The organism is Hyphobacterium lacteum, from assembly GCF_036330345.1.
In the GTDB taxonomy this organism is placed as follows: domain Bacteria; phylum Pseudomonadota; class Alphaproteobacteria; order Caulobacterales; family Maricaulaceae; genus Hyphobacterium; species Hyphobacterium lacteum.
In genome coordinates this window covers 204,913-227,791 of record NZ_JAZDRP010000001.1, presented here as the reverse complement: position 1 = coordinate 227,791, position 22,879 = coordinate 204,913, and the positions used below count along the sequence as shown (strand labels likewise).

At 59.2% G+C, this 22,879-nt stretch carries 23 protein-coding genes; 4 read left to right on the top strand and 19 right to left on the bottom strand.

Annotated features, from left to right (window positions below; genetic code table 11):
• Positions 1-15: 15 nt before the first annotated feature.
• The 4 genes from trkA to dusB all read right to left on the bottom strand — a co-directional run bounded on the left by trkA (position 16) and on the right by dusB (position 6,099).
• On the bottom strand, positions 16-1,389 hold the full coding sequence (trkA, locus tag V0U79_RS01090) for a Trk system potassium transporter TrkA (RefSeq protein ID WP_330197610.1): 1,374 nt from the start codon (positions 1,387-1,389) through the stop codon (positions 16-18).
• Positions 1,390-1,399: 10 nt separating this feature from the next.
• Positions 1,400-2,803 carry a nitrogen assimilation response regulator NtrX gene (gene ntrX / locus V0U79_RS01085; RefSeq protein WP_330197609.1) on the bottom strand — a complete coding sequence of 468 codons (1,404 nt, stop codon included), beginning with the start codon at positions 2,801-2,803 and terminating at the stop codon, positions 1,400-1,402.
• A 3-nt stretch (positions 2,804-2,806) separates the two neighbouring features.
• Positions 2,807-5,059, bottom strand: a complete 2,253-nt coding sequence (locus V0U79_RS01080; RefSeq protein ID WP_330197608.1) for a sensor histidine kinase NtrY-like — start codon at positions 5,057-5,059, stop codon at positions 2,807-2,809.
• A 65-nt stretch (positions 5,060-5,124) separates the two neighbouring features.
• The gene (gene dusB / locus V0U79_RS01075; protein WP_330197607.1) at positions 5,125-6,099 is read right to left on the bottom strand and encodes a tRNA dihydrouridine synthase DusB; all 975 of its coding nucleotides are present in this window, start codon (positions 6,097-6,099) and stop codon (positions 5,125-5,127) included.
• A 79-nt stretch (positions 6,100-6,178) separates the two neighbouring features.
• Between dusB and V0U79_RS01070 the strand changes: the two genes are divergently transcribed.
• Together V0U79_RS01070 and V0U79_RS01065 are read left to right on the top strand one after the other, a co-directional pair.
• Positions 6,179-7,333, top strand: a complete 1,155-nt coding sequence (locus V0U79_RS01070; RefSeq protein ID WP_330197606.1) for a bifunctional 2-C-methyl-D-erythritol 4-phosphate cytidylyltransferase/2-C-methyl-D-erythritol 2,4-cyclodiphosphate synthase — start codon at positions 6,179-6,181, stop codon at positions 7,331-7,333.
• Positions 7,326-7,826: a CinA family protein gene (locus tag V0U79_RS01065; protein WP_330197605.1), complete on the top strand. Its 501-nt coding sequence runs from the start codon at positions 7,326-7,328 to the stop codon at positions 7,824-7,826. The genes V0U79_RS01070 and V0U79_RS01065 overlap by 8 nt, the downstream gene beginning before the upstream one ends.
• Here V0U79_RS01065 and V0U79_RS01060 read toward each other — a convergent pair.
• Genes V0U79_RS01060 through V0U79_RS01045 form a run of 4 tightly spaced genes read right to left on the bottom strand, consistent with a single transcriptional unit; the run spans position 7,800 to position 11,509 of the window.
• The gene (locus tag V0U79_RS01060) at positions 7,800-8,303 is read right to left on the bottom strand and encodes a type II toxin-antitoxin system RatA family toxin (protein ID WP_330197604.1); all 504 of its coding nucleotides are present in this window, start codon (positions 8,301-8,303) and stop codon (positions 7,800-7,802) included. The two genes, V0U79_RS01065 and V0U79_RS01060, sit on opposite strands and share 27 nt — an antisense overlap.
• On the bottom strand, positions 8,303-9,262 hold the full coding sequence (gene lipA / locus V0U79_RS01055) for a lipoyl synthase (protein ID WP_330197603.1): 960 nt from the start codon (positions 9,260-9,262) through the stop codon (positions 8,303-8,305). Before lipA ends, V0U79_RS01060 begins: the two co-directional genes overlap by 1 nt.
• 57 nt (positions 9,263-9,319) lie before the next feature.
• Positions 9,320-10,579 carry a hypothetical protein gene (locus V0U79_RS01050; protein WP_330197602.1) on the bottom strand — a complete coding sequence of 420 codons (1,260 nt, stop codon included), beginning with the start codon at positions 10,577-10,579 and terminating at the stop codon, positions 9,320-9,322.
• 48 nt (positions 10,580-10,627) lie between these two features.
• Positions 10,628-11,509: a hypothetical protein gene (locus V0U79_RS01045; protein ID WP_330197601.1), complete on the bottom strand. Its 882-nt coding sequence runs from the start codon at positions 11,507-11,509 to the stop codon at positions 10,628-10,630.
• Between the two features lie 248 nt (positions 11,510-11,757).
• Here V0U79_RS01045 and V0U79_RS01040 point away from each other — a divergent pair, with 248 nt between their 5' ends.
• Entirely contained in the window at positions 11,758-13,587 is a 1,830-nt protein-coding gene (locus V0U79_RS01040) for an AMP-binding protein (protein WP_330197600.1), read from the top strand.
• Here V0U79_RS01040 and V0U79_RS01035 read toward each other — a convergent pair.
• The 4 genes from V0U79_RS01035 to lpdA all read right to left on the bottom strand — a co-directional run bounded on the left by V0U79_RS01035 (position 13,584) and on the right by lpdA (position 16,943).
• Positions 13,584-14,318, bottom strand: a complete 735-nt coding sequence (locus V0U79_RS01035) for an AsmA family protein (protein ID WP_330197599.1) — start codon at positions 14,316-14,318, stop codon at positions 13,584-13,586. The genes V0U79_RS01040 and V0U79_RS01035 overlap by 4 nt on opposite strands.
• Before the next feature lie 84 nt (positions 14,319-14,402).
• Positions 14,403-15,080, bottom strand: a complete 678-nt coding sequence (locus tag V0U79_RS01030) for a hypothetical protein (protein WP_330197598.1) — start codon at positions 15,078-15,080, stop codon at positions 14,403-14,405.
• 78 nt (positions 15,081-15,158) lie between these two features.
• Positions 15,159-15,509: a hypothetical protein gene (locus V0U79_RS01025; protein ID WP_330197597.1), complete on the bottom strand. Its 351-nt coding sequence runs from the start codon at positions 15,507-15,509 to the stop codon at positions 15,159-15,161.
• 21 nt (positions 15,510-15,530) lie between these two features.
• Entirely contained in the window at positions 15,531-16,943 is a 1,413-nt protein-coding gene (gene lpdA, locus V0U79_RS01020) for a dihydrolipoyl dehydrogenase (protein ID WP_330197596.1), read from the bottom strand.
• Positions 16,944-17,074: 131 nt separating this feature from the next.
• Between lpdA and V0U79_RS01015 the strand changes: the two genes are divergently transcribed.
• Positions 17,075-17,971, top strand: coding sequence for a haloalkane dehalogenase (locus V0U79_RS01015; RefSeq protein ID WP_330197595.1), 897 nt, complete (start codon positions 17,075-17,077; stop codon positions 17,969-17,971).
• On the opposite strand, the gene V0U79_RS01010 is transcribed toward V0U79_RS01015, so the two are convergent.
• From V0U79_RS01010 to V0U79_RS00980, 7 genes are all read right to left on the bottom strand, one after another.
• Positions 17,968-18,336, bottom strand: a complete 369-nt coding sequence (locus tag V0U79_RS01010; protein WP_330197594.1) for a cupin domain-containing protein — start codon at positions 18,334-18,336, stop codon at positions 17,968-17,970. The two genes, V0U79_RS01015 and V0U79_RS01010, sit on opposite strands and share 4 nt — an antisense overlap.
• Positions 18,336-19,655 carry a pyruvate dehydrogenase complex dihydrolipoamide acetyltransferase gene (locus V0U79_RS01005; RefSeq protein ID WP_330197593.1) on the bottom strand — a complete coding sequence of 440 codons (1,320 nt, stop codon included), beginning with the start codon at positions 19,653-19,655 and terminating at the stop codon, positions 18,336-18,338. The genes V0U79_RS01010 and V0U79_RS01005 overlap by 1 nt, the downstream gene beginning before the upstream one ends.
• Positions 19,656-19,718: 63 nt before the next feature.
• Positions 19,719-20,168 (bottom strand): hypothetical protein, encoded by a 450-nt coding sequence (locus V0U79_RS01000; RefSeq protein WP_330197592.1) that lies wholly within the window; start codon positions 20,166-20,168, stop codon positions 19,719-19,721.
• Positions 20,165-20,566, bottom strand: a complete 402-nt coding sequence (locus tag V0U79_RS00995; RefSeq protein ID WP_330197591.1) for a GFA family protein — start codon at positions 20,564-20,566, stop codon at positions 20,165-20,167. Before V0U79_RS00995 ends, V0U79_RS01000 begins: the two co-directional genes overlap by 4 nt.
• Entirely contained in the window at positions 20,563-20,973 is a 411-nt protein-coding gene (locus V0U79_RS00990) for a hypothetical protein (RefSeq protein WP_330197590.1), read from the bottom strand. The genes V0U79_RS00995 and V0U79_RS00990 overlap by 4 nt, the downstream gene beginning before the upstream one ends.
• A complete protein-coding gene (locus V0U79_RS00985) occupies positions 20,963-22,342 on the bottom strand; it encodes a pyruvate dehydrogenase complex E1 component subunit beta (protein WP_330197589.1) in 1,380 nt (459 codons plus the stop codon). Before V0U79_RS00985 ends, V0U79_RS00990 begins: the two co-directional genes overlap by 11 nt.
• Before the next feature lie 45 nt (positions 22,343-22,387).
• On the bottom strand, positions 22,388-22,876 hold the full coding sequence (locus V0U79_RS00980) for a hypothetical protein (RefSeq protein ID WP_330197588.1): 489 nt from the start codon (positions 22,874-22,876) through the stop codon (positions 22,388-22,390).
• Between the last annotated feature and the right edge of the window lie 3 nt (positions 22,877-22,879).

Sequence of the window (22,879 nt, the reverse complement as noted above, 5' to 3'; positions counted from 1 at the left end):
CAACGCCATTGCAGATCAGAAATAATCGAGGCTGACGCGGAACAGACGCTCGACCTTGGAGACCGCAGACGCTTCTGCGAACAACAGCATGCGATCCCCCTCTTTCACATGCGTACCGGCGCCGGGCATATGGATCTTGCCATCCTGGACCAGCGCACCGACCGTCACATTGTCCGGGAGCTCCAGTTCGTCAATGGATTTTCCGAGCAATGGAGACGTTGCCAGCACGACGCCTTCCAGCGCTTCAGCCAGGCCTCCTGCAATCGATTGCAGACCCGTGATCCGGCCGCGGCGAATATGCTGGAGGATCGTCGAAACAGTCGTTGTGCGCGGATCGATGAATACATCGACATCCAGCGGATCACGCAGAGGCTCAAACGCCTGCTCATTGACGAGGCAGATCGTCCGGCCGGCGCCTTCCTTCTTGGCCATGACCGCACTCAGCAGATTGACCTTGTCATCATTGGTGACGCAGATCACCAGCTCGGCCCGGTCGGCACCGGCTTCGTTCAGCAGCTCGGGTGTCAGACCGTCACCATGCAGCACGACGGTTTTCTTCAGCTGGTCAGCGGCCAGCTCGGCACGATGCTTGTCGGCTTCGATAAGGCGGACCTTGACGCGGCCAAGGCGTTCCAAAGCGCGCGCGACGTAAACACCGATATTCCCTGCGCCAATGATGACCACGCGGCGCACTTTTTCAGTCTTCTGTCCGAAAATCTGAAGGGCGCGTTCCAGCATGGCCGGTTCTATCGAAATGTAGATTTCGTCACCGGCCAGAAGCGGATCTGCGGCTGTTGGAACAAACAGCTTGCCATCGCGGTTCACGCCGCAAAGAGACAGCTTCAGATCCGGGAAGATGGCACGGATCTGGTCAATTGAAGAACCGGCAACCGGGCTCTCCTCTTCCATGCGGATGCCTAATAGCTGGACGCGGCCGCCCGCAAACAGGGCTGTCGAGAAGGCGCCAGGCGTTTCCACGCGCTGCAGGATGGACCGGCCGACTTCCAGTTCGGGAGAGATCACCACATCGACCGGAAGGTTGCCGGTCGAGAACAACCCCCTCCATGCCGGATCGAGATAGGCCTGTGCCCTGACCCGGGCGATGCGCATCGGCGTCTTGAACAATGAATGCGCAACCTGCGCAGCGATCATATTGGTTTCATCAGAGTGCGTAACCGCGACCAGCAACTCGGCATCACCGACGCCAGCGCGCTCCAGCGCGTCCGGATGCGATCCGTGTCCGACAATGCCGCGAACATCCAAATCGGTCGTGATCTGGGAAATCAGCTCCGGTGACCAGTCAACGACCGTCACCGAATTGCCTTCGCGGGAAAGCGCCTTGGCAATACCGTAGCCAACGCGCCCTGCCCCACAAACGACAGCCTTCATGGCGTCATCCTTATTCCTCGGCGAGCTCGCCGTCCGAGCGGGCTTCTGAGGTATTTACCCCTAAAGACTTGAGCTTGCGATGCAAGGCGGAGCGTTCCATTCCGATGAAGGCCGCGGTACGCGAAATATTCCCGCCAAACCGATTTATCTGTGATTTCAGATACTCACGCTCAAATTTCTCCCGGGCATCCCGCAAAGGCAAAGCGATCATTCTTTCGGCGTCAAAGCCCGCCTCGTCGGTTTCACGGCCAGCAACCTCTGACGGAAGCGAATCGAGCGTGATAGCGCCGCTGTCACTTCCAGAGGCCAGGATCAGCAAGCGTTCCACGTTGTTTCTCAGCTGACGGACATTGCCCGGCCAGCTATGGGCCTGGAGCGCCGCCATGGCATCTTCGCCAATCTCACGCTTGGGAAGACCGGAATAAGCCGTAATCTTCGACAGGAAATGCTCGACCAGTAAGGGGATGTCTTCCCGGCGTTCAGCCAGACCGGGCACTTCAACCGGGACAACCGCCAGGCGGTGATAAAGGTCCTCGCGGAACAGGCCATTGGAGATGTGGTCCCGCAAATTCCTGGAAGATGACGAAATCACGCGGACATTGATGCGGACATCGGCGCTGCCTCCGACGCGGCGAAAGCTGGAATCGACAAGCATACGCAGCAATTTGTTCTGCGTCGCAATCGGCATGTCGCCAATTTCATCGAGAAAGAGCGTGCCGCCATGGGCGCGTTCCAGAAGCCCGATCTGACTGACCAGGCCCTGATCATTCTCGGCACCGAATAATTCCTGCTCGACGCGGTCCGGAGCCATGCCTGCCGCATTGACGGCGACAAAGGGCGCTTTGGCGCGCGGTGAATTGGAGTGAATGAGCCGGGCGACAACCTCCTTGCCGCTCCCGGCAGGCCCGGTAATCAATACCCGCGAATTGGTTGGCCCGACGCGCTCGATCATCTGGCGCAGCTGGCTGATAGCACTGGACTTGCCGATCAGTTCGTTTTCGCCGCCGCCCTTGGCACGAAGCTCGGCATTCTCGCGGCGAAGCTGACTGGCTTCCATGGCGCGTTCGATCGTCAGGATCAGTTTGTCGCTCTTGAAAGGCTTTTCGATAAAGTCGTAGGCGCCCTTGCGGATTGCGGCGACAGCTGTCTCGATTGTGCCATGACCGGAAATGACGATCACCGGAAGTTCCGGATCAACCTTCTTCATCTCCTCCAGTAATTCGATACCGTCGAGGCGGCTTCCCTGAAGCCACACATCAAGAATGACCAGCGATGGCTTGCGGCTCCGAATTGCCTCCAGGGCATCGTCGGCATTGGCCGCTTCACGGGCCTGATAACCTTCGTCTTCCAGCAATCCGGCAACCAGATCGCGGATATCTTCCTCGTCATCAACGATGAGAATGTCGTTCGCCATGTCTCACACCTGAGCAGTTTCAGGCTCGGAAGCGATATCCGGGCCAGTTTGGTTTGAAAGCGGAAATTTCATGCGCACAATGGCGCCCTGGGCATCATTCGGCTGATCGAGTTCAAGCCGTCCGCCATGGTCTTCCATAACCCGCTTGACGATTGCCAGGCCCAGTCCTGTGCCTTTTTCGCGGGTGGTCATGTAGGGCTCTGTCAGCCGCTCACGGTTCGGAATCGGCCAGCCCAGACCATTGTCGGTGATGGTGATGACCGCAAAACCGTCTTCGGCTTGCAGATCAACGGTGATTTTGCCCGGTGAATCATTTCCACCGTCACTTTCCATCCGGGAAATCACGCTCTCGGAGGCGTTCTTGACAATGTTGGTCAGCGCCTGTGCCGCCAACCGCTCGTCGCAGTCAGCAGCGATAGTGCCGCCTGCACCGGTAAACTCGATGGAAATTGATGGTGTGGCCACACGCTGGGCGAAAACGACGGTCCGGATCAACTCGTCCAGTTCAACGCGCTCGATCTTTGGCTGCGGCATGCGTGCAAAGGACGAGAACTCATCAACCATCCGGCCGATATCACCGACCTGACGGACGATAGTATCTACGCAGCGGTCGAAGGTATCGAGATCATCTTCGGGCAGCAGCTTGCGGTAGCGCCGCTGCAGGCGCTCGGCCGACAACTGGATCGGTGTCAGCGGGTTTTTGATCTCGTGCGCGATCCGGCGTGCCACGTCCCGCCAGGCAGCGCTCCGCTGGGCTGCAACAAGGCGGCTTACATCATCAAAAGTAATGATCAGGCCGGCATCTGCATCAAGCCCTGCACGCACATTCAGACTGATTGGCCGTTGCTCGTCTTCGGAAAGCTCGATCTGGGAAGCGGCCAGCTCACCCGGGCGTTGCCTTGCCTGCATCGCCACACTTTCCAGCGCGGGGGAAACAAACGCCAGCGTCTGACCGACCAATTCGTCTTCGGTTTTCTCCAGAAGATCGCAGGCCGGCCGGTTTACCAGCGTGATATGATCCTCATCATCGAGGCCAATCACGCCAGCACTGACCCCCGACAACACGGCTTCGGTAAAGGCCCGGCGGCGCTCTGACTGATTGTGGGCCATCACCAGTTCCCGGCGTTGTCCGCGCAGCTGTCGTGTCATCCGGTTGAAGGCGCGCCCCAGCGTCGCGATCTCGTCATCCTGGCGTTTGACTTCCACGCGTGCTTCCAGATTGCCCTGACGAACCTCTTCGGCTGCCCGGACAAGGCTGGACACCGGTCGGACAACCCGCGTCGCAGCCGAAAGGGCCAACCAGATGGCGCCCAGAAGAATGAGGAATGCGGTTTCCAGATAGACGAGCACAAACACCAGTCGGGTTTCCGCTTCGCTCTCCGTCGCTGCCCGATAATCATCGAGCGCAGCCTGTGCCCTCAAAAGCAGTGACAAGTCGGTTTCCAGCGTCACGTAGAGGAAAGTGTCGTTATACGCCGGCAGAAGCAGCAAACCACGCAGGGCCGATTCATTGCCGGTCAGCTGATCAGGGTCGGAGACACCCAGATCCCCTCCCCGTGCCAGCTCGTACAGCCGGTCTGACGGCGGAATGTATTCTGGTGAATCGCTGTCCTCGGCACGGACACGAATATTACCTTCGCCATCAACCAGATAGGCCGACTGAAAACCCCGCACGATGACCTGACGCCGAAAATAGCCATTGTAGGTTTCCTGATCGTTGGAGAAGGCCGCAACCGGTTCTGTACCGCTGATGTCGAAGGCCATCAGCTGCATCTCGTTGAGGGCTTCATTGGTTTGTTGCTCAACGAGGGTTCGGGCTGTGGCCGCGGCGGATTCAACCACCGTATTCACACGCTCGCCAAACCAGTATTCCACGCCACGCGTCAGGACGCCCCCGAGGAAGACGGCCATAAGAATCGCCGGCGCCGCCGCGGCCAGCGAGAACATGGCGATAAAGCGCAAATGAAGACGCGGTGCCGGTTCGCCGTATTTGCGTCCCGCAAACCGGCGTGCCACCCGGAAGCCAACAAGCCCAGCCAGAGCCCCCAGAATGACAAGGTTTGCGAGGAGCAGATAGACGAGATTCCGCCGCCCCGGGAAACTGGCATCGTCTCCGAAGATCAGGACCAGGGAAGTGTAGGCGATAACGCTGAAAGCGATAGCCAGGCCACCCCATAATCCGAAGATCGCAGCCTTCGGCAAAGGCACGCTTTCGCTGGGTGGCGAGGCCAGTGTATCGGTGGTTTCAGCCGACATTGCCTGCATGATCGGTCATATGTTGCGTCAAATCAACGCCCTTGTGTCGCTCAAGACACAGATGGTCAGGCGGCCATGGGAGCAGCCTGGCCCAGCCGCTTCAGCAATTGAACAACCTCGGCCGGATCGTCATTGCGGCACAGGGCCTGTCGCGCTCCGGAAAATTCCGGCGCTTCTGTTGCGATAAACGCCGCGAAATGCTTACGCATCATCCGCAGGCCGATATGATCACCGTAGAAACGCAGCGAAGACTCCAACTGGGCCTGAAGACCGGAAATCTTGGAAGCGATGGAAGCATTGCTCCGCTCGCCTGAAAGTTCGGCTTCCAGTTCACCGATCAGCCAGGGGCGTCCTTCAGCCGCACGGCCTACCATGACCAGGTCGGCGCCCGATTGATCCAGGGCCTGCAAGGCGGTCCGGGAATCGATGATGTCACCATTGACGACGACCGGGATATCAACGGCCTGCTTGACCGCCCTCACCTTCTTCCAGTCCGCCTGGCCCTTGTAGAATTGCTGACGGGTCCGGCCATGGACCGTAATCAGTTTTACACCAGCTTTTTCTGCCCGCTCGGCCAGCGCCGGCGCATTGATGGTCTCATCGTCCCAACCCAGCCGCATTTTCAGGGTGACCGGCACACTCACGGCCGACAGAGTCGCCTCGATCAGACCAAGGGCATGATCAAGGTCCCGCATTAGCGCGGAACCGGACAGACCATTCGTCACCTTCTTGGCCGGGCAGCCCATATTGATGTCGATGACATCGGCGCCTTCGCTTTCGGCAATGCGGGCGGCTTCGAACATCCATTTCGCTTCACGGCCGGCCAGCTGCAAGATCTTCAGGCCGGCGCCGTCATCCATTGCCGCCTTGCCCCAGGCCTGCTTGCCACCTGTGACGAATTCCTCACTTGCCACCATCTCGCTGACGACGAGGCGCGCGCCAAACGCCCTTGCCTGCTCACGAAACGGCAGATCGGTCACGCCCGACATCGGCGCGAGCATTACCCGGGCAACAATCCTGTGTGGTCCGATCTGGATCATCTTGCTGTCAACAGTCACTGGCTTCAAAAGCGGGCGGAACCTATAGATACCAATGGTAAATCACAAGCAGGACAACAGGGTGCCGTTGAGCCAGAAATCCATCTCCGTTGTGATTGTCGCCGCAGGCCGCGGCCAACGCGCCGGTGTCGGGCTGCCCAAACAGTTTCGCAACTGGGACGGCGAACCGGTCATCCGCAGAACTGTCAGGGCATTCATGGGCCACCCGGCGATCTCGGAAATGATGGTCGTCATTCACCCCGATGATCAGCGATTGTTTAATTCGGCCATTCAAGGGTTGGATGTAAATCATTGTTTTGGAGGCGATAACCGGTCTGACAGCGTTCTTGCCGGACTGGCGGCGCTGGAAAGCCGTGCCCCTGACCTTGTTCTGGTTCACGATGGGGCCCGTCCCTTCATCAGCGCCGAAATGATTGACCGGCTAATTGATGCGGCGAATGCAACAGGCGCGGCTATTCCGGTTCTGCCCCAGACAGATGCAACCTTTACCCGGAAGGGTGACAGGATTGATCAAGCCGTTGATCGTGATTTCCTGGTTCGGGCCCAGACGCCACAAGCCTTTGCATATGACGCGCTACGCGCCGCATTCCGGGAAAATTCCGGCCGGGACTTCCCTGATGAAGCCAGTCTGGCGCGGGCGGCAGGCCTTGAGGTAGCTCTTGTCGATGGCGATCCTGCCAATATCAAGCTGACTTTTGCCGAGGATTTCATGCCGGATACCGCTACAAGACCGACCCTGTGCATTCATGGCACAGGTTATGACGTACACCGGCTTGGGCCCGGAACCGGCGTCTGGCTGGGCGGCGTGCTGATCCCCTGCCCCTATGAACTGATCGGTCATTCCGATGCCGATGTCGCGCTGCACGCATTGACCGATGCCATTCTCGGCGCCATTGGTGAAGGTGATATCGGCCAGCATTTCCCGCCATCGGAGGAACGCTGGCGAGGTGCTGCGTCATCGGAATTTGTGGCGCACGCTGTCAGCCTTGCCCAGGCCCGGAACAGCCGGATCATCCATGCCGATCTGACGATCATTTGTGAAGTGCCGAAAATCGGGCCGCATCGCGATATCATGCGCGAACGCATTGCCGGCCTGTTGGCCCTGCCGGTCTCTGCCGTCAACATCAAGGCGACTACAACTGAAGGACTCGGCTTTACGGGCCGCAAGGAAGGTATCGCTGCCCACGCCAGTGTGACGGTGACACGCCATGAATGATCTGGAATCGGAAATTGCGGCTCTGGCGGTCCACCTCGTCAAAAAGGCTGAGACAAGAAGGCTGGTGCTAGTCACCGCAGAAAGCTGCACCGGTGGGATGGCCGCCGCAGCGATCACGCGCGTTCCAGGCGCTTCCAATGTCTTTGATCGGGGTTTCATCACCTATTCCAACGAGGCGAAGGTCGATCTTCTGGGGGTGAGCGTGGAAAGCCTTGAAACCCATGGTGCTGTTTCTGAAACAGTTGCGCGCGAGATGGCGATCGGGGCGCTTTCGGCGTCCCGGGGAAATGTTGCGGTTTCAATTACCGGAATCGCCGGTCCCGGCGGCAGTGATCACAAGCCGGCGGGCCTCGTCCATTTTGGCCTCGCAGCCGGGACGGATACGCTATTGTCACGTGTACGGGAATTCGGTGATGTCGGCCGGGACGAGGTTCGACAGGCCGCCGTGAAGGAAGCCCTGGAAATGTTATTGCTCGGCGTGGATCGTTCGTAGACCACCGAATTCCGAATTGCCGACAGTGGGATAACGGCGTGCGGCCTCGGCGACGAAGCGATCGATCAGAAAAGCGACCGCCCGTTCCTTGTTGGCCCGCATCAGCATGCCTAGGAACATGTTCGCAAACTCGAAGCTGACGCTGAAATCGACTTGTGACGACCCATCCGGAAGCGGCGTTATATGCCAGTGGTTTTCGAGCTTCCGGAACGGGCCGTCAATCAGCCCGACATGCACTGTGAAATTTTCAGGATGCGCCGCAACACGCGTGACAAAGCGTTCCTTGGCCATCTTGAAGCGGACCAGAGCTTCGGCGGTGAATATCTCCCCACCATCTTCCACAGGCACCCGCTCCAGCACCCGCAGCATCGTCAGATAGGGAATGAAGTCGGGATAGCGTTCAACGTCTGAAACCAGCTCGAACACATCGGCGGGCGCATGACGCACCCTGATGGTTTCCACGACATCCGTCGTCATCAGTTCGAAAGCGCCTTTTCCCGGGCTGTACGCAGCCGCTGGAAATCGTCGCCAGCGTGATAGCTGGAGCGGGTCAGCGGTGTGGCCGAGACCATCAGAAAGCCCTTGGCCCGGGCAATCGTTTCGTAGGCCTTGAACTCTTCGGGCTCAACAAAACGCGCGACAGCGGCATGCTTGCGGGTGGGCTGCAGATACTGGCCGATGGTCAGGAAGTCGATGCCGGCCGAACGCATATCGTCCATGACCTGCATCACCTCTTCCTTGCTTTCACCAAGGCCAACCATCAGGCCGGACTTGGTGAATTGTGATGGATCACGTTCTTTCACGCGTTCCAGCAGGCGCAGGGAATGGAAATAGCGGGCGCCCGGACGTATCGACAAATAGAGCCTCGGCACGGTTTCCAGGTTGTGATTGAACACGTCTGGCCGGGCATCGATCACAGCTTCGGCCGCGCCGTCCTTGCGCAGGAAATCCGGTGTCAGGATCTCGATCGTAGTGGCCGGTGAGGCCGAGCGGATGGCGTTGATCACATCGACAAAATGCTGCGCGCCACCATCATCGAGATCATCCCGGTCAACCGATGTGATCACGACGTGCTCCAGACCCATTTTCACGACAGCATCGGCTATGCGCGCCGCTTCGTCATGATCGACGGGAGCGGGAAGACCGGTCTTGACGTTGCAAAAGGCGCAGGCCCGCGTACAAGTATCGCCCAGGATCATGAAAGTGGCGTGCTTCTGGGTCCAGCATTCGCCGATATTCGGACAGCCCGCCTCTTCGCAAACCGTGACAAGGTTATTGTCCTTCACGATCTTGCGGGTCTCGGAATAGTCCTTCCCAATGGGGGCACGAACACGAATCCAGTCCGGCTTGCGCTGGACTGGATTGTCAGGCCTGTGAGCCTTTTCCGGATGCCGCGGGCGCGGCGTCTCCGATAGAGTATCGATCAGTTTAGCCATTGCGGCGCAACATGGCGCTAGTTGCGGGCGGCTTCAAGCGCCGCCCGCAATCCAGGTTCAGACAGCCTCGGCTTCAGCCGCTGCCTCATTGGCCGGCGGCAAATCATCCTTGCGGCCAAAGGCGGCAAACATCCATGCACCCAGACCAATCCAGGACAGGATGAAGCCGGCAATGATGGCGAGCGGCGGAACCACCCAGAGAGCCGCCACCAGGATCAGCGTCGCCAGAAGGCCTAGAATGCGGATTCCGGTACCGGTTTTGGCAATGCCGGTGCGCTGCAGAATGCATTCGCTGACCGCGATACAGCCCAGCGGGTAGGCCAGCATCAGCACGAGAAGCGCAAAGGTGACCCAGAACGGGATCAGCAGGATACCGACCAGTGTCACAGCCAACAGCACGATCCCGGCCATCAGCAGCATGACCCATCCCATGGGGAATAGAAGCACCCCAACGAAGGAGGATGCCAGCGGCCGCTTTGCAAACTTGCGCGATACCCGGGCAACGCCGCGCGGCATGAAAATGATGGCGAGAAGGCCCAGCAGGAAGTCAAAGGCGATTCCCAGTCCGATAAAGACCGGCGCTGCCGGAATAATATCCAGATCAAGATTGATATGATCGAAATGGCGTTCGTCCCAGTCAATGACAATATCCCGATAGGTATAGTCGACCGGAGACGCCAGCGTGGCACCTTCCGCAATGCGGGCTTCTCTCGGACCCTCATAGACGACTTGCCCGTTGATCACCGCGCTGTCAGCGATTGTCAGGCGTTCGGCCTCGATATCGAGATCGCCATCGAAAGTTCCCTCCAGGACCACTTCCTCTGCGAAAATGTCGACGTCAGAGCGGAATGTTCCGCGCAAGATCAGTTCCTGGCCCGCAAAATCACTGCTGCCATTGATCACCGCGTTACGGCCGATCTCCATGATGCCGGCTCCGGCATCAAGATTGCCGCCGATCGCACCCGTGTAGGTGACGTAACCGCCGGCAAGGTCGGCATTGCCGTCGATATTCATTTCTATTTCGACGGAACCACCAGCGATTTCGGCATCCCCGCGGGTATGGCCGGTGACCATCACGTTGCCGCCGGCGATCTGCGTGTCGCCGTCAATTTCGGCATCGACCTCGATACTGCCTGCGTAAACCGTGAGATCGTCACGAATGCGGCCGGACACCTCGGCCGACCCGGCAATCACGACGAGTTCGCCATCACGATCAACGTTCTGGAACTCGACATGCCCGCCAAAATGCTGGGCCTGCGCACTGACGCCTGGAAAGACTGCCAGCCCGGCAGCCAGAAGAAGCGTTCTGAAAAACATCATTACCTCCGTTCGCCCCCCGGCGTGAAGGATAAGGGGATGACCGGGTTAGCGGTCATAGGGCTCAAGCAGGTCATCGCAGTCGCGATCACCAATTTCTTCAAAATTTACATCGGCTTGAGTGGCACCGTCTGTGAAGACAGGCGGATCCTCTGCGAAGACAGCCAGCGTGCCGGAAATATCGGCCTCCGGGCCGATTTCAACACGGCGGGCACAAACCGCACTGCCCTCGCCGACCGCACCATTGATACGGATGCGGTGATGGCTGTTATCGGTTGTCCAGCTCCAGCCGCTGCGGGAAAACGCAACCGCCAGGAGACGACCTTCGATCCGGCCATCCATCTCGATGCTGTTTCCAACCAGATCAGCATTGCCGCCGATCGTGCCATGAATAATGAGATCGCTACCCGCGATTGACAGATCGCCGCCGACATTTGTCGCCTGGGACAGTTCAACATCACTTCCAGCAATATCGACGTCCTCGCCGATGCGGCCGTCAATGCCGACGTCACTGCCAGCGATTGCCAGTCCATCATCAGCCGAGCCGGACCATTCAATATCGCTGCCGGCAATTTCGACACTTCCGCCCGAGGTGCCGGCCCATTCGACGTCACTACCGGCGATGCTTGTATTGCCACCGACGCTGCCGCTGAATGTGATATCGGATCCGACAAGTGACATGCCCTCGCCGATGTCGGCATCGACATCCAGATCGGAACCGATAAGGGAAAGCGCACCACCAATGCGGCCGCTGACCGACATATCGCTGCCCATCAGGGAGACGTCGCCGTCCTGATCATAAACGTGCTGGCCGTCAGCAGACGAATACGCACCAGCGCCGGACATATGAACCGTCGCCGATGCACTGTCCGCGCACCCGCCAACCATCAGAGCACCCAGTGCGGCGCTCGTGGCAAGAATGACTTTCATGCCTGAAAACTCCAGACTCATGAGGAAGACACCAATCTCCTCACACGCTCCCCAGCGACGATTCGTTTCTAACATATCGAATTTCGATATGAAAGCGATTTTTCGTTTTTCGATAAATTATTTCAGTACGGGACTGATTTTATTCAGCGCCAGAACGGAATTTCGGGCTTTTCTTGACTGCAGTGAGGGCCTAACGTCGGCGTCAATCAGAGAAAAGCGCGTCAATCGCGTCTCACGGGGAGTATGCCATGACCGACCGCAGCAAGGCGGACGATGCATCAGCATTGGAATCGGATGAGGTGGAAATGCCGGCCGAATTCCAGGCCGATCGTGTCCAAAGTCCAGACAGCGATACCGGCGATACCGAAGTGGCGGCACCGGAAGAAGTGGACGAAGAGTCCGCGGAAGTGGCCGACCCAGAGGATCCAGCGCCCGCCTCCACTGTTGCAGAAGCCACGCCCTTGCCTGACGACATGACAACAGATGGCGACGCTCCACCGCCGATTGATCCATCGTCCTGGCCGCAGATCGAGGGCGTGCCATTCAAGTTGAGCCGGGCCCGTAAGACCGTCGTGCAGGCGATGATGCGCGCCAAATCCAAGGTCGGCGGGAAGACCGTTGTCATTATCGACGCGGACGGCCGCAAGCTTGATTACAATGAAATCCTGCGAGCGTCCTTTGCACTGGGCTCCGCCCTCACCCGGCACACCGAGAAAGGCGAAAAGGTCGCCGTCCTTCTGCCGACGGGCGCGGGGGCTGGCATCGCCTTCTTCGCGTTGAATGCCTATGGACGCGTGCCCGCCATGTTGAATTTCACCGCGGGCCCAAAGGCCATCAAGGCGGCGTGCCGCGGTGCGGAGGCCACGAAGATCGTAACGGCCCGGAAATTCATCGAACTTGGCGGCCTGGAAGAGCTGGAAAGCCAGCTGAAGGCCGACCATGAGATGATCTATCTGGAGGATGTCCGGGAGGAGATCTCCACGGTCGACAAGATCAAGGCTGTACTCGGGCCGATTTTTCCCGGTCTTGTCGCGCCCAGGGTCAGCCCGGACGATACTGCTGTCATCCTGTTCACGTCAGGGACAGAGGGCGATCCGAAAGGCGTGGCGCTCAGCCACATGAATTTGGTGGCCAATGTTGAACAGGCCCGGGCTCACGTCCACATTTTGCCAACGGACATCGTGTTCAACTCGCTGCCGACCTTCCACAGCTTTGGCCTGACAGGCGGGCTTCTGTTGCCGCTGCTGGTCGGCATTCCTGCTGTGCTTCATCCCAGCCCATTGCAGGGCAAGACAATCATGGAACGGGTCCGGAAGACGAAATCGACCGTCCTGTTCGCAACCGACACATTCCTGAACCAGTATGCGCGGGTTGCCGAAAAAGGTGACTTTGACAGCCTGCGCTTCGTGGTTTGCGGTGCCGAGCGGGTGAAAGATGAAACCCGGACCATGGTCCGGCGTGAATTCGACCTCCTGGTGCTGGAAGGCTATGGCGCCACGGAGGCGGCTCCAGTCATTGCCGTCAATCAACCCGAACGGAACAAGCCGGGCACAGTCGGACGTCTGATTCCGGGCATGCAGGCACGTCTCGAGCCGGTTGACGGTATCGAGGAAGGTGGCCGCCTGCACGTCAAAGGCCCGAATGTCATGCAGGGCTACATCTATGCCGATCAGCCGGGTGTCATTCACCCGCCCAAAGATGGCTGGCATGACACGGGTGACATTGTCGCGTTCGACGAAGAAGGCTGTGTCCAGATCCGCGGACGACAGAAACGCTTTGCCAAGATCGGTGGCGAAATGGTGTCTCTTGCCGTGGTCGAGAACATCGCCACATCACTCTGGCCGGATTGTCTTCATGCCGCCGTCACCCTGCCCGACCCCAAGAAGGGTGAGCAGGTGGTGATTGTCACGGAATATGCGAATGCGGAACGCGGCGAGATGGTAGCCTTTGCCCGCAGTCACGGGATTGCCGAACTGGCCATCCCGAAACGGGTGATCCCGGTCTCCGAGATCCCCGTTCTGGGCACTGGCAAGATCAACTATGTCGCAATTGAAAAGCTCGCCAGAGGCGAGGACTAGTCGCGGCAGCGTTCACCGTCACGATCGACATATGTCACATTCGAAGCATCGAAGCCTGAAGCGTATTCAGGCTCGCTGTCAGCGCGAACGGTCAGCGGGCCGTTGACCTGTGCACCATCCATGAAACGCACTTCATGGGCACAGATCTCACCGCCGCTGGCGAGGGTTCCACTGATTTCGACTTCGCTGCGGTCACGACGGCGGAAAAAGCCTTCACGGTTGTGACCCCTGAAGTCCGCCACGCCGTCAACCTGTCCGGTAAAGTCCATATCACCGAATTCGATATCGAGGTCCGATTGGGCATGACCGGCAAATTCCATCGCACCGACGGATATCTCCACATCGCCGGCAAAGCTGGAATTCCGGGTGACATCAATCGCACCACCGGAGATGTCGCTGCGTCCACTGACCTGCAGGTCGATATCGACAGCGCCGCCACTTATTTCTGCATCACCGCCGACGGTTCCCGAAACCTCCACGGCACCGCCGCTGGCTTCGAGGTCTTCGCCAACATTGGCATCGACTTCAACGGATGCGCCGGAAACTTCGAGGTCGCGGCCAAAAGTGCCGCTGACCTCTACCGTGGCACCGGAGAAGTCTCCATCACCAGACACTTCGCCGGAATAGTCGACGACGATGCCAGACATGGAGACATTCTGATTTTGGGCAAACGCAGGAGATGCCGCCAGGGCGACAGCCGAGGCTGCCAGGAAAAGCATGGATTTCGTCATTTCAAGCTCCCTTCAGGATCAAGAGAGCCCCTTCCGAGGCGCACTGTTCTGAATTTTTAAGTCAAGATCAAGGCCGGCGATGAACTAGCCGCGAGCGACATCCTCGCAATCGCGGCCATTGAGCGGCAGATAATTGATATCCCCGTCCCAGTCCGGGCGGTTCTCGGCAACGACCACCAGAGGCCCTGAAGCGGACGCTCCGGCGCGGAAATCGACCTGCGTTGCACAGATATAACCGCCCTGCTCCAGGTTTCCGGAGATCACGACGCGGCCATTCCGGCCATTGCCATTATCACCCCGGCTTCCCACGACATGGACCGGCTGAGCGAAACGGCCTTCCAGATTGAACCGTGCGCCCATCGCATCCAGAGCTCCCAATATATCACCATCAATCGTGGCCCGTGCGCCCAGGACCTCCAGACGGCCGCCGAAATAGCCATCGAGATACATTGTCGCGCCGGTAATTTCGGCGTCGCCATTTACGCGGCCCGTGAACCGGATTCTGGCGCCTTCGATCTCCAGATTGCCGCCGACACTCGCATCGGAGACGACATTTGCACCCGACAGGGTGAGGTCGCGGTCGATGACACCGCCTGCATCCACAAACACGCCGGCATAATCCGCATTGCCTGAGGCATTGAGGTCGCCGGCGGCGACGATGCCGGCACGCTCGAACGAGCGGTTTTCAGCCGATCCGTGGCTGGAATAGCTGCAGCCGGCCAACGCAATTGCTGAGGCGGCAAGGCAAAGAATGGCTTTCATCAGATCGCTCCCTGTATCCGGCCCCGGTCCGGGGCATTCAGATCAATGATGCAGGAAGCTGGAAAATTGGATGCAGGATCAGCTGTCGTCGCTGAAGACTGTCGAGACGTTGGCAAAGCTCTGCTGGCTGGAACGGAGATTGCCAAGTGGCAAGAACCTGCCGAGCAACTTGACGATCAGAGCGGAAAAAACGCCGGCAAGCGCTGAGAAAATGGCACCTGCGATCAACGAGATCAGCATGCCGGTCACAAAGCCGGCAATACCGTAGACCGGCGCGCCGTTCCAGCTAACCGTGTCCATGCCGGCCAGCGACAGGAAGGACATCAGCACGCCGAACAGGATCCAGAAAGCCAACCCCGTCCAGAAGAAAATCCGGAACAGGGATCCGAAAGTCAGCTGGTTTGCGCCGATACCGGTTTCAAATGCCATTCCGCCCTCCCCGACAGTGGCCTAGATATGGATAACGCGTCCATACGCATCCAGCACGCTTTCATGCATCATCTCCGAAAGCGTCGGGTGCGGGAAGATGGCATGCATCAATTCCTGCTCGGTGGTCTCGAGCACCTTGCCCACCATGAAGCCCTGGATCAGTTCGGTCACCTCCGCGCCGACCATGTGCGCGCCCAGCAATTCACCGGTTTTCGCGTCGAACACTGTCTTGATCAGGCCCTGGTCCTCGCCAAGCGCGATGGCCTTGCCATTACCGACGAAGGGGAAACGGCCGACTTTGACCTCATAACCGGCGTCCCTAGCTTTCGCTTCGGTCAAGCCAACGGACGCCACTTGGGGATGACAATAGGTACAGCCGGGAATGTTGGACGTATCCATCGGATGCGGGTTCTGACCCGCGATTTTCTCGACGCAGATAATGCCTTCATGGCTGGCCTTGTGCGCGAGCCAGGGCGGACCGGCGACATCGCCAATAGCGTAGAGGCCTTTGACGTTGGTGGCGCCATAGCCATCGATCACGACATGGCCGCGGTCGACCTTCACGCCGAGGTCCTCGAGGCCGAGATTTTCGACATTGCCGGTAATGCCAATGGCCAGGATGACTTTCTCGACCTCGATGGTCTGGCTTTTGCCGTCCTTGGTCTTGATGGTGGCCTTTACCGATTTCGCGCCCTTGTCGAGTTTCTCGACCTGAGCGCCGGTGATCAGATTGAGGCCCTGTTTCTTGAATTGTTTGGCAGCGAAAGCCGCAATTTCCTCGTCCTCGACGGGCAGGACACGGTCCATCATCTCGACCACCGTCACGTCCGCACCCATCGTGTGATAGAAGCTGGCAAACTCGATTCCGATGGCGCCAGACCCGATCACCAGAAGGGATTTCGGCATGTCTTCGGGAACCATGGCTTCGCGATAGGTCCAGATCTGCTTGCCGTCAGGCTCAAGGCCGGCCTGCGGGATGGTCCGGGCGCGGGCACCGGTCGCCAGGATGACATGTTTCGCCGTGTAGGCCGTGTCCTTCTTGTCCTTGCCGGTGACGACAACCTTCGGGGCCGCTGCACCTTTCTCAAGGCGCGCTGTGCCCTCGATCACCGTGATCTTGTTCTTCTTCATCAGCATGCCAACACCGCCGGACAGGCGTCCGGACACCTTGCGGGAACGTTCGACGACTTTCTTGATGTCGAAGCTGATGTCTTTCACGGACAGGCCGAACTCATCGGCGCGGTGCATGAGATGATAGATCTCGGAGGAACGCAGCAGCGCCTTGGTCGGGATGCAACCCCAGTTGAGGCAGATGCCGCCAAGCTGGTCGCGCTCGACGATGGCCGTTTTCATGCCCAGCTGGGCCGCGCGGATCGCGGTGACATAACCGCCCGGTCCGCTGCCGATCACGATAAGGTCGAACTGGTCGGCCATGCCTGAAACTCCTCGCAATATCCGCCTCCGGTTTGGCGGCTGGGCGGTGAAAAATCAATGCTTCAAACGCAAGGCGGGTTTGCAGACCTGCAAGTCCACGGCATGCTGCGGGCCAGCGAGGGAGAGTGATCATGACCATTGAAGCCATCCGCACGCCGGAAGAGCGTTTTGCCAATCTGAAAGACTGGTCCTATGCGCCGCACTATGTGGACGATCTGCCGGGCTATGAAGGCCTTCGCATGCACTATGTCGATGAAGGCCCGACGGATGCACCGGTCTTTCTCTGCCTGCATGGCGAGCCCAGCTGGGCCTATCTCTACCGCAAGATGATCCCGGTTTTCCTGGACGCCGGATATCGGGTCGTCGCGCCGGATTTCTTCGGCTTCGGCCGGTCCGACAAGCCGGTGAATGATGAGGACTACACCTTCCACTTCCATCGTAATTCGCTGAAGGCCTTCTTCGAATACATGGACCTGAAAGATGTCTGCCTGGTCTGTCAGGACTGGGGCGGATTGCTGGGACTTTCCATTCCGATGGATTATCCGGATCGTTTCACCCGCCTGCTGGTGATGAATACCGGGCTCGGGATCGGCCGCGATCCGGGGCCGGGTTTCATGGCCTGGCGGGACTTCGTCGCCACTAATCCGGAATTTCACGTCGGCGATCTGATGAAGCGCGCCACGCCTATTCTCGACGAGGACGAAATCGCTGCCTATCAGGCGCCCTTCCCGGATCCGACCTATATGGCGGGAGCGCGGCGCTTTCCCATGCTGGTCCAGATCTCGCCGGATATGGAAGGCGTCGATACCAACATGGCGGCGGCCAAGTTCTGGAACGCGGATTGGTCCGGTGAAAGCTTCATGGCGATCGGCATGCAGGATCCGGTTCTCGGTCCGCCCGCCATGCGCGCTTTGCAAAAGCTGATCAAGGGATGTCCGGAACCGATGGAAATCGCCGAGGGCGGCCATTTCGTGCAGGAATGGGGTGAGCCGATTGCGAAAGCGGCACTGGAAAAGTTCGGCCTCTAGAGGTCGACAAGTTCCTGTGTCAGATCGCTGTCCGGATTATCACCGGTATTGGTGACGCCGGCTCTCTCGAACAACATGATATGGACCGGCGCTTCAACGCAGACCGGGTGGTGGCGTACACCCTTCGGGATCACGCAGAATTCGCCGGGGCCCAGCACGACATCGTCCTGCCCTTCGATCTCAATCCGCAATACGCCCTTGGTGATGAGGAACATTTCGTCTTCCTCATCATGTTTGTGCCAGGCGAACTCGCCTTCACCCTTGGCCAGTTTGATGTCGTAATTGTCCACCTTGGCCACGCGTTTGGGCGACCAGGGCGCATCGAACTGGGCGTGTTTTTCGGCGATGTTGATCGTCCGAATCATCACATCAACATCGTCATCGGGTCTTCAACGAAGCCCTTGAACGCCGCGATCCACTTGGCACCGGTGGCGCCATCCACAACGCGGTGATCGCAGGTCAGCGTGACTGTCATCACTGTCGCCTTGGCCAAGGCCCCGTCCTTCACCACCGGGCGTTCCTCGCCGGCACCGACCGACAGGATCATGCCCTGCGGCGGATTGAGGATGGAGGCAAAGGATTTGATGCCGAACATGCCGAGATTGGACAGCGAGAACGTGCCGCCCTGGAATTCCTCGGGCTTCAGCTTGCGATCGCGGGCCCGCGCCGCCAGATCCTTCATCTCCGAAGAAATCTGCGCCAACCCCTTGGTATCGGCATCGCGGATGATCGGCGTGATCAGCCCGCCTTCGATCGCCACAGCGACCGACACGTCAGCATGCTTGTGGCGGGCAATGCGGCCATCCTCGATCCAGGAGGAATTGGCTTCCGGCACGAATTTCAGCGCCAGGCCCGCCGCCTTGATCAATATGTCGTTGACCGACACCTTCACGCCGTCGGGCGCGCGCTCATTCATCTCCTTGCGGAAGGCCAGCAGCCTGTCGAGCTCGCAATCAACATTCAGCGGGAAGTGCGGAACGTCGCGGAAACTCTCCGACAAGCGCTTGGCGGAAATCTTCGTGATGTTATCGGCCTTCTCAACCACATAGCGGTCGGCGGAAATGCCATAGGCGGCCAGCGGCTCGTCCTGGCTGATCTCGCGCGGCGTATCGGGCGCGGTCATGGCCGACGCGACAGACGTTGCGGCTGGAGCGCCGGCTGTCTTGCCATCAAAGCTCTCTATATCCCGCTTGACGATGCGGCCATTCGGGCCGCTTCCAACCACAGCCGACAAATCAATGCCCGACTGGGTCGCCATGCGGCGGGCCAGCGGAGACGCCTTGATGCGATCGCCTGTGGCCGGTGTCGCCGCTTTTACCGGCTCCGGCGCTGGTGTCGCAGCAGTTTCCGGTTTCGACGGAGTGGCAGGCGCACTTTCCTTGGCGGGTGCCGGCGCGGCCGCACCGCCCGCCTTGAAGCCTTCAAGCGCAGAAGCATCCTCATCGTCTTCGAGCAGAAGTGCGATGACTTCGTTGACCTTCACGCCATCCGAGCCTTCCGCCACCAGAAGCTTGCCGATCTTGCCTTCGTCCACGGCCTCGACTTCCATCGTGGCCTTGTCCGTCTCGATCTCGGCGATCAGGTCGCCGGAAGCGACGCTATCGCCCTCCTTGACCAGCCATCTGGCCAGCGTGCCCTCTTCCATGGTGGGTGACAGGGCGGGCATCAGGACTTCAATGGGCATGACATTGTCTCACTTCATTCGCCATCGAAAACCGGGCGACATTTTCGATTTTCCGGGAAAGGCTCAACGCTGCCTCCTTAGCATGGCTTCATCGGAATTCTCACCCATCAGAAACCGCCAGTTATGAAAGAAGGTCAGGTAAAAAAGCGCGGCATAAGTCGCCGCCGATCCGAGCCACATCACGGTCCGGACTTTCTGGTTCAATCCCGCGCGGGCTGATTCCAGAGCGGTTTCCCCGGCCGCTGACAGATCGACGCCTGACGCTTGCAGTTCGGCCAGCGTATCGACCAGTCCCCGCTGGAAGACACCGGCACCGTAGTTGAACTGCATCAGGAAGAAGAAGATCAGCGAAAAGAACAGGAAAGCGACCAGTTTCAGGAAAATATGAGCGCGGGCGAGGAACATGTAGAGCCCGGCGATGTAGGCCGAGACGATCGAGAAATAGATCGTTATCCCGGCCAGCAGGACATGCATGAACTCCACGAGGAGCGAGATGACATCCGCTTCGGTCAATTACCCAGCTCCGGATTGATCTCGCCGATATTCTTTTCCCAGTTGGCGCCGTCGAAATCGACGATGCGGCCCGAAAGATTCTGATCGCTGTCAAAACAGCGCAGATTGATCGATATCTTCCCCGGATGAGAACGCGGGTAATACCAGCTCTTCACCCCGCAGGTCTTGCAGAAGAGATGCTTCGCCGTATGGGTGTTGAAGGTGTATTCGCTCTGCGCGTCCTCGCCCTGTTCCAGGTGGAACTGCTCGGGATCGACAATGACATGAATAAAACCGGTCATCGCGCATATCGAGCAATTACACGACAGGCCGACAATCTGATCGGGCAGATCAGCCGTGAAGCGCACCGCGCCACAATGGCAGCCACCGCTGCGGGGTTTGGTGAGGCTTTCGATCATCGCGCCGAAACCGCGACCTGAGGCTTACCTTTGCTCACAAAGCGCAAATGCCACTCCATCGCAGAGAGCTGATACGCGCGCAGGTCAAAGTAATCGGATGCAAGGCCCGGAAAATTGGCCCCGATCTGGTTACCGACACGACCCACGGACCAGTCATCGTCCCCCGCCTCCATTCTCGCCTGATGTTCTTGTTGCAGGCCTGAATACGCTTCGGAAAACTCGTCTGCGAGGGAGAAATAGAGGGGTGAAAACCGTATCTTACGAACTTCTGTGCCGTTATACTCGCTCAGGACGAGTTCTATAATCGAACCGTCTATTCGAGTTTCCTCCAATCGCCAGTTCACGCCCGGGCGCAGAAGAGCACCGGGATCGGACAATCCAGCAGACCGAAACACCTTATCCCACATAACACACCTGCTTCGCCGCGCGGACGACATCATCCTTGCCCGGCAGGGAGAGCTTTTCGAGATTGTCGGCATAGGGCAGCGGAACGTCAGCCTGGAAGACGCGTGCGGGCGGGGCATCGAGATAATCGAAGGCCTCGGCGACCACGCGCGCGGCGATCTCGGCGCCGACGCCATGCTGGCCCCAGCCTTCCTCCGCACAGACAATGCGATTGGTCTTCTTCACGCTCTCGATCACCGTGTCGGTATCCAGCGGACGCAGCGTGCGCAGATCGATCACCTCGGCGTCGATCCCCTCTCCCGCCAGCTCCTTGGCGGCCTGCAGCGCGAAACCGACCATGCGGGAATGCGCGACGATGGTCACGTCCGAGCCCTCGCGGCGGATCTTCGCCTTGCCGATCGGCAGGATGTAATCCTCCATGTCCGGGACATCGAAGGTCTCGCCATACATCAGCTCGTGCTCGAGGAAGACAACCGGGTTCGGATCGCGAATGGCGGCTTTCAACAGTCCCTTCGCATCGGCGGCGTCATAGGGCGCGATCACCTTCAGGCCGGGCACATTCGCATACCAGGCGGAATAATCCTGGCTGTGCTGGGCGCCGACGCGGCTGGCCGCGCCGTTCGGGCCGCGGAACACGATGGGACAGCCCATCTGGCCACCGGACATGTAGAGCGTCTTGGCCGCCGAGTTAATGATGTGGTCGATCGCCTGCATGGCGAAGTTGAAGGTCATGAATTCGACGATGGGCTTCAGACCACCAAAAGCCGCGCCGACGCCCAGACCAGCAAAGCCGTGTTCGGTGATCGGGGTATCGACAACGCGCTTGGAGCCGAACTCCTGCAGCAGATTGCGGGTGACCTTATAGGCGCCCTGGTATTCTGCGACCTCTTCACCGATGACGAAAACGGTCTCGTCGCGGCGCATTTCCTCGGCCATGGCATCGCGCAGAGCGTCCCGCACCGTGGTCGGGACCATGTCCGTGCCGGACGGCACCTCCGGATCGCTAGCAGCTGTATGCGCCACCATCATGGCCGGGCGCTCATCGATCGCCGGCGTCGGATCGGCTGCCGGTTCCGGCTTCGCCTCGGCTTTGGGTGCCGGAGCGGCCTCCATGGCGCTGGCATCCTCACCCTCTTCCAGCAGAATGGCGATGGGCTGGTTGACCTTCACGCCCTCCGCGCCTTCTTCCACCAGCAGCTTGCCAACAATTCCTTCCTCCACGGCTTCGACTTCCATCGTCGCCTTGTCGGTCTCGATTTCGGCGATGACGTCACCGGAGGCAACGCTATCGCCCTCCTTCACCAGCCATTTGGCGAGATTGCCCTCTTCCATGGTGGGCGAGAGCGCTGGCATGAGAACTTCAATCGGCATTATTCTGTTCCGTCGTGAAGAGAATTTTCGGAGTACGCAAAATCATCAGTTCCGCCGTTGGGGCCGTGTCGTGGCACGCAATGGGCGGGTGCAGACAAAAGTAAATTCATCACCAGCCTGACAATCGTATCCATTGCCGGGAGCGGGCATGCGGTAGCTGAAGGACACCAGGCCGTTCAATTGAACGCCACTGCCCGCCGGGCCATCTGCAGGGCCGTAAACACAGAAAAGTCCACCGTTCGAAGCGTTGACGCCATGACTCAGCACTTCAAACGTCCAAGCATAACCGCCATAGGGCGAGCGTTGCCATCCGCCCTCGCCAATGTCACCCGTGCCCGGGATGGTATCCGGCAATTCTTCGCCACCGAGCTGTAGGCGCCCATCCATGGAGGCGGCAGGGCAGGATATCGTCAGAGTCTGTTCACCTGCTCGCAACTGACGCGATTGAAGTCGTTCCCGAAGCGTTTGCGCTTGCAGGGCAGGAGCGATCAGCGTGGCGCCAATCGCGACAGTCAGAACCGTTCGTAACGTCAAAAT

Excerpts from the sequence above, each read along its gene's own strand:
- V0U79_RS01035 (WP_330197599.1), bottom strand. The coding sequence starts at position 14,318 with ATGACGAAATCCATGCTTTTCCTGGCAGCCTCGGCTGTCGCCCTGGCG.
- trkA (WP_330197610.1), bottom strand. The coding sequence starts at position 1,389 with ATGAAGGCTGTCGTTTGTGGGGCAGGGCGCGTTGGCTACGGTATTGCC.
- ntrX (WP_330197609.1), bottom strand. The coding sequence starts at position 2,803 with ATGGCGAACGACATTCTCATCGTTGATGACGAGGAAGATATCCGCGAT.
- V0U79_RS01015 (WP_330197595.1), top strand. The coding sequence starts at position 17,075 with ATGACCATTGAAGCCATCCGCACGCCGGAAGAGCGTTTTGCCAATCTG.
- V0U79_RS01025 (WP_330197597.1), bottom strand. The coding sequence starts at position 15,509 with ATGGCATTTGAAACCGGTATCGGCGCAAACCAGCTGACTTTCGGATCC.
- V0U79_RS00995 (WP_330197591.1), bottom strand. The coding sequence starts at position 20,566 with ATGATCGAAAGCCTCACCAAACCCCGCAGCGGTGGCTGCCATTGTGGC.
- V0U79_RS01045 (WP_330197601.1), bottom strand. The coding sequence starts at position 11,509 with ATGAAAGTCATTCTTGCCACGAGCGCCGCACTGGGTGCTCTGATGGTT.
- V0U79_RS01040 (WP_330197600.1), top strand. The coding sequence starts at position 11,758 with ATGACCGACCGCAGCAAGGCGGACGATGCATCAGCATTGGAATCGGAT.
- V0U79_RS01065 (WP_330197605.1), top strand. The coding sequence starts at position 7,326 with ATGAATGATCTGGAATCGGAAATTGCGGCTCTGGCGGTCCACCTCGTC.
- V0U79_RS01005 (WP_330197593.1), bottom strand. The coding sequence starts at position 19,655 with ATGCCCATTGAAGTCCTGATGCCCGCCCTGTCACCCACCATGGAAGAG.
- V0U79_RS01010 (WP_330197594.1), bottom strand. The coding sequence starts at position 18,336 with ATGATTCGGACGATCAACATCGCCGAAAAACACGCCCAGTTCGATGCG.
- lipA (WP_330197603.1), bottom strand. The coding sequence starts at position 9,262 with ATGGCTAAACTGATCGATACTCTATCGGAGACGCCGCGCCCGCGGCAT.
- V0U79_RS01060 (WP_330197604.1), bottom strand. The coding sequence starts at position 8,303 with ATGACGACGGATGTCGTGGAAACCATCAGGGTGCGTCATGCGCCCGCC.
- V0U79_RS00990 (WP_330197590.1), bottom strand. The coding sequence starts at position 20,973 with ATGTGGGATAAGGTGTTTCGGTCTGCTGGATTGTCCGATCCCGGTGCT.
- V0U79_RS00985 (WP_330197589.1), bottom strand. The coding sequence starts at position 22,342 with ATGCCGATTGAAGTTCTCATGCCAGCGCTCTCGCCCACCATGGAAGAG.
- V0U79_RS01050 (WP_330197602.1), bottom strand. The coding sequence starts at position 10,579 with ATGTTTTTCAGAACGCTTCTTCTGGCTGCCGGGCTGGCAGTCTTTCCA.
- V0U79_RS01030 (WP_330197598.1), bottom strand. The coding sequence starts at position 15,080 with ATGAAAGCCATTCTTTGCCTTGCCGCCTCAGCAATTGCGTTGGCCGGC.
- lpdA (WP_330197596.1), bottom strand. The coding sequence starts at position 16,943 with ATGGCCGACCAGTTCGACCTTATCGTGATCGGCAGCGGACCGGGCGGT.
- V0U79_RS01080 (WP_330197608.1), bottom strand. The coding sequence starts at position 5,059 with ATGTCGGCTGAAACCACCGATACACTGGCCTCGCCACCCAGCGAAAGC.
- dusB (WP_330197607.1), bottom strand. The coding sequence starts at position 6,099 with ATGATCCAGATCGGACCACACAGGATTGTTGCCCGGGTAATGCTCGCG.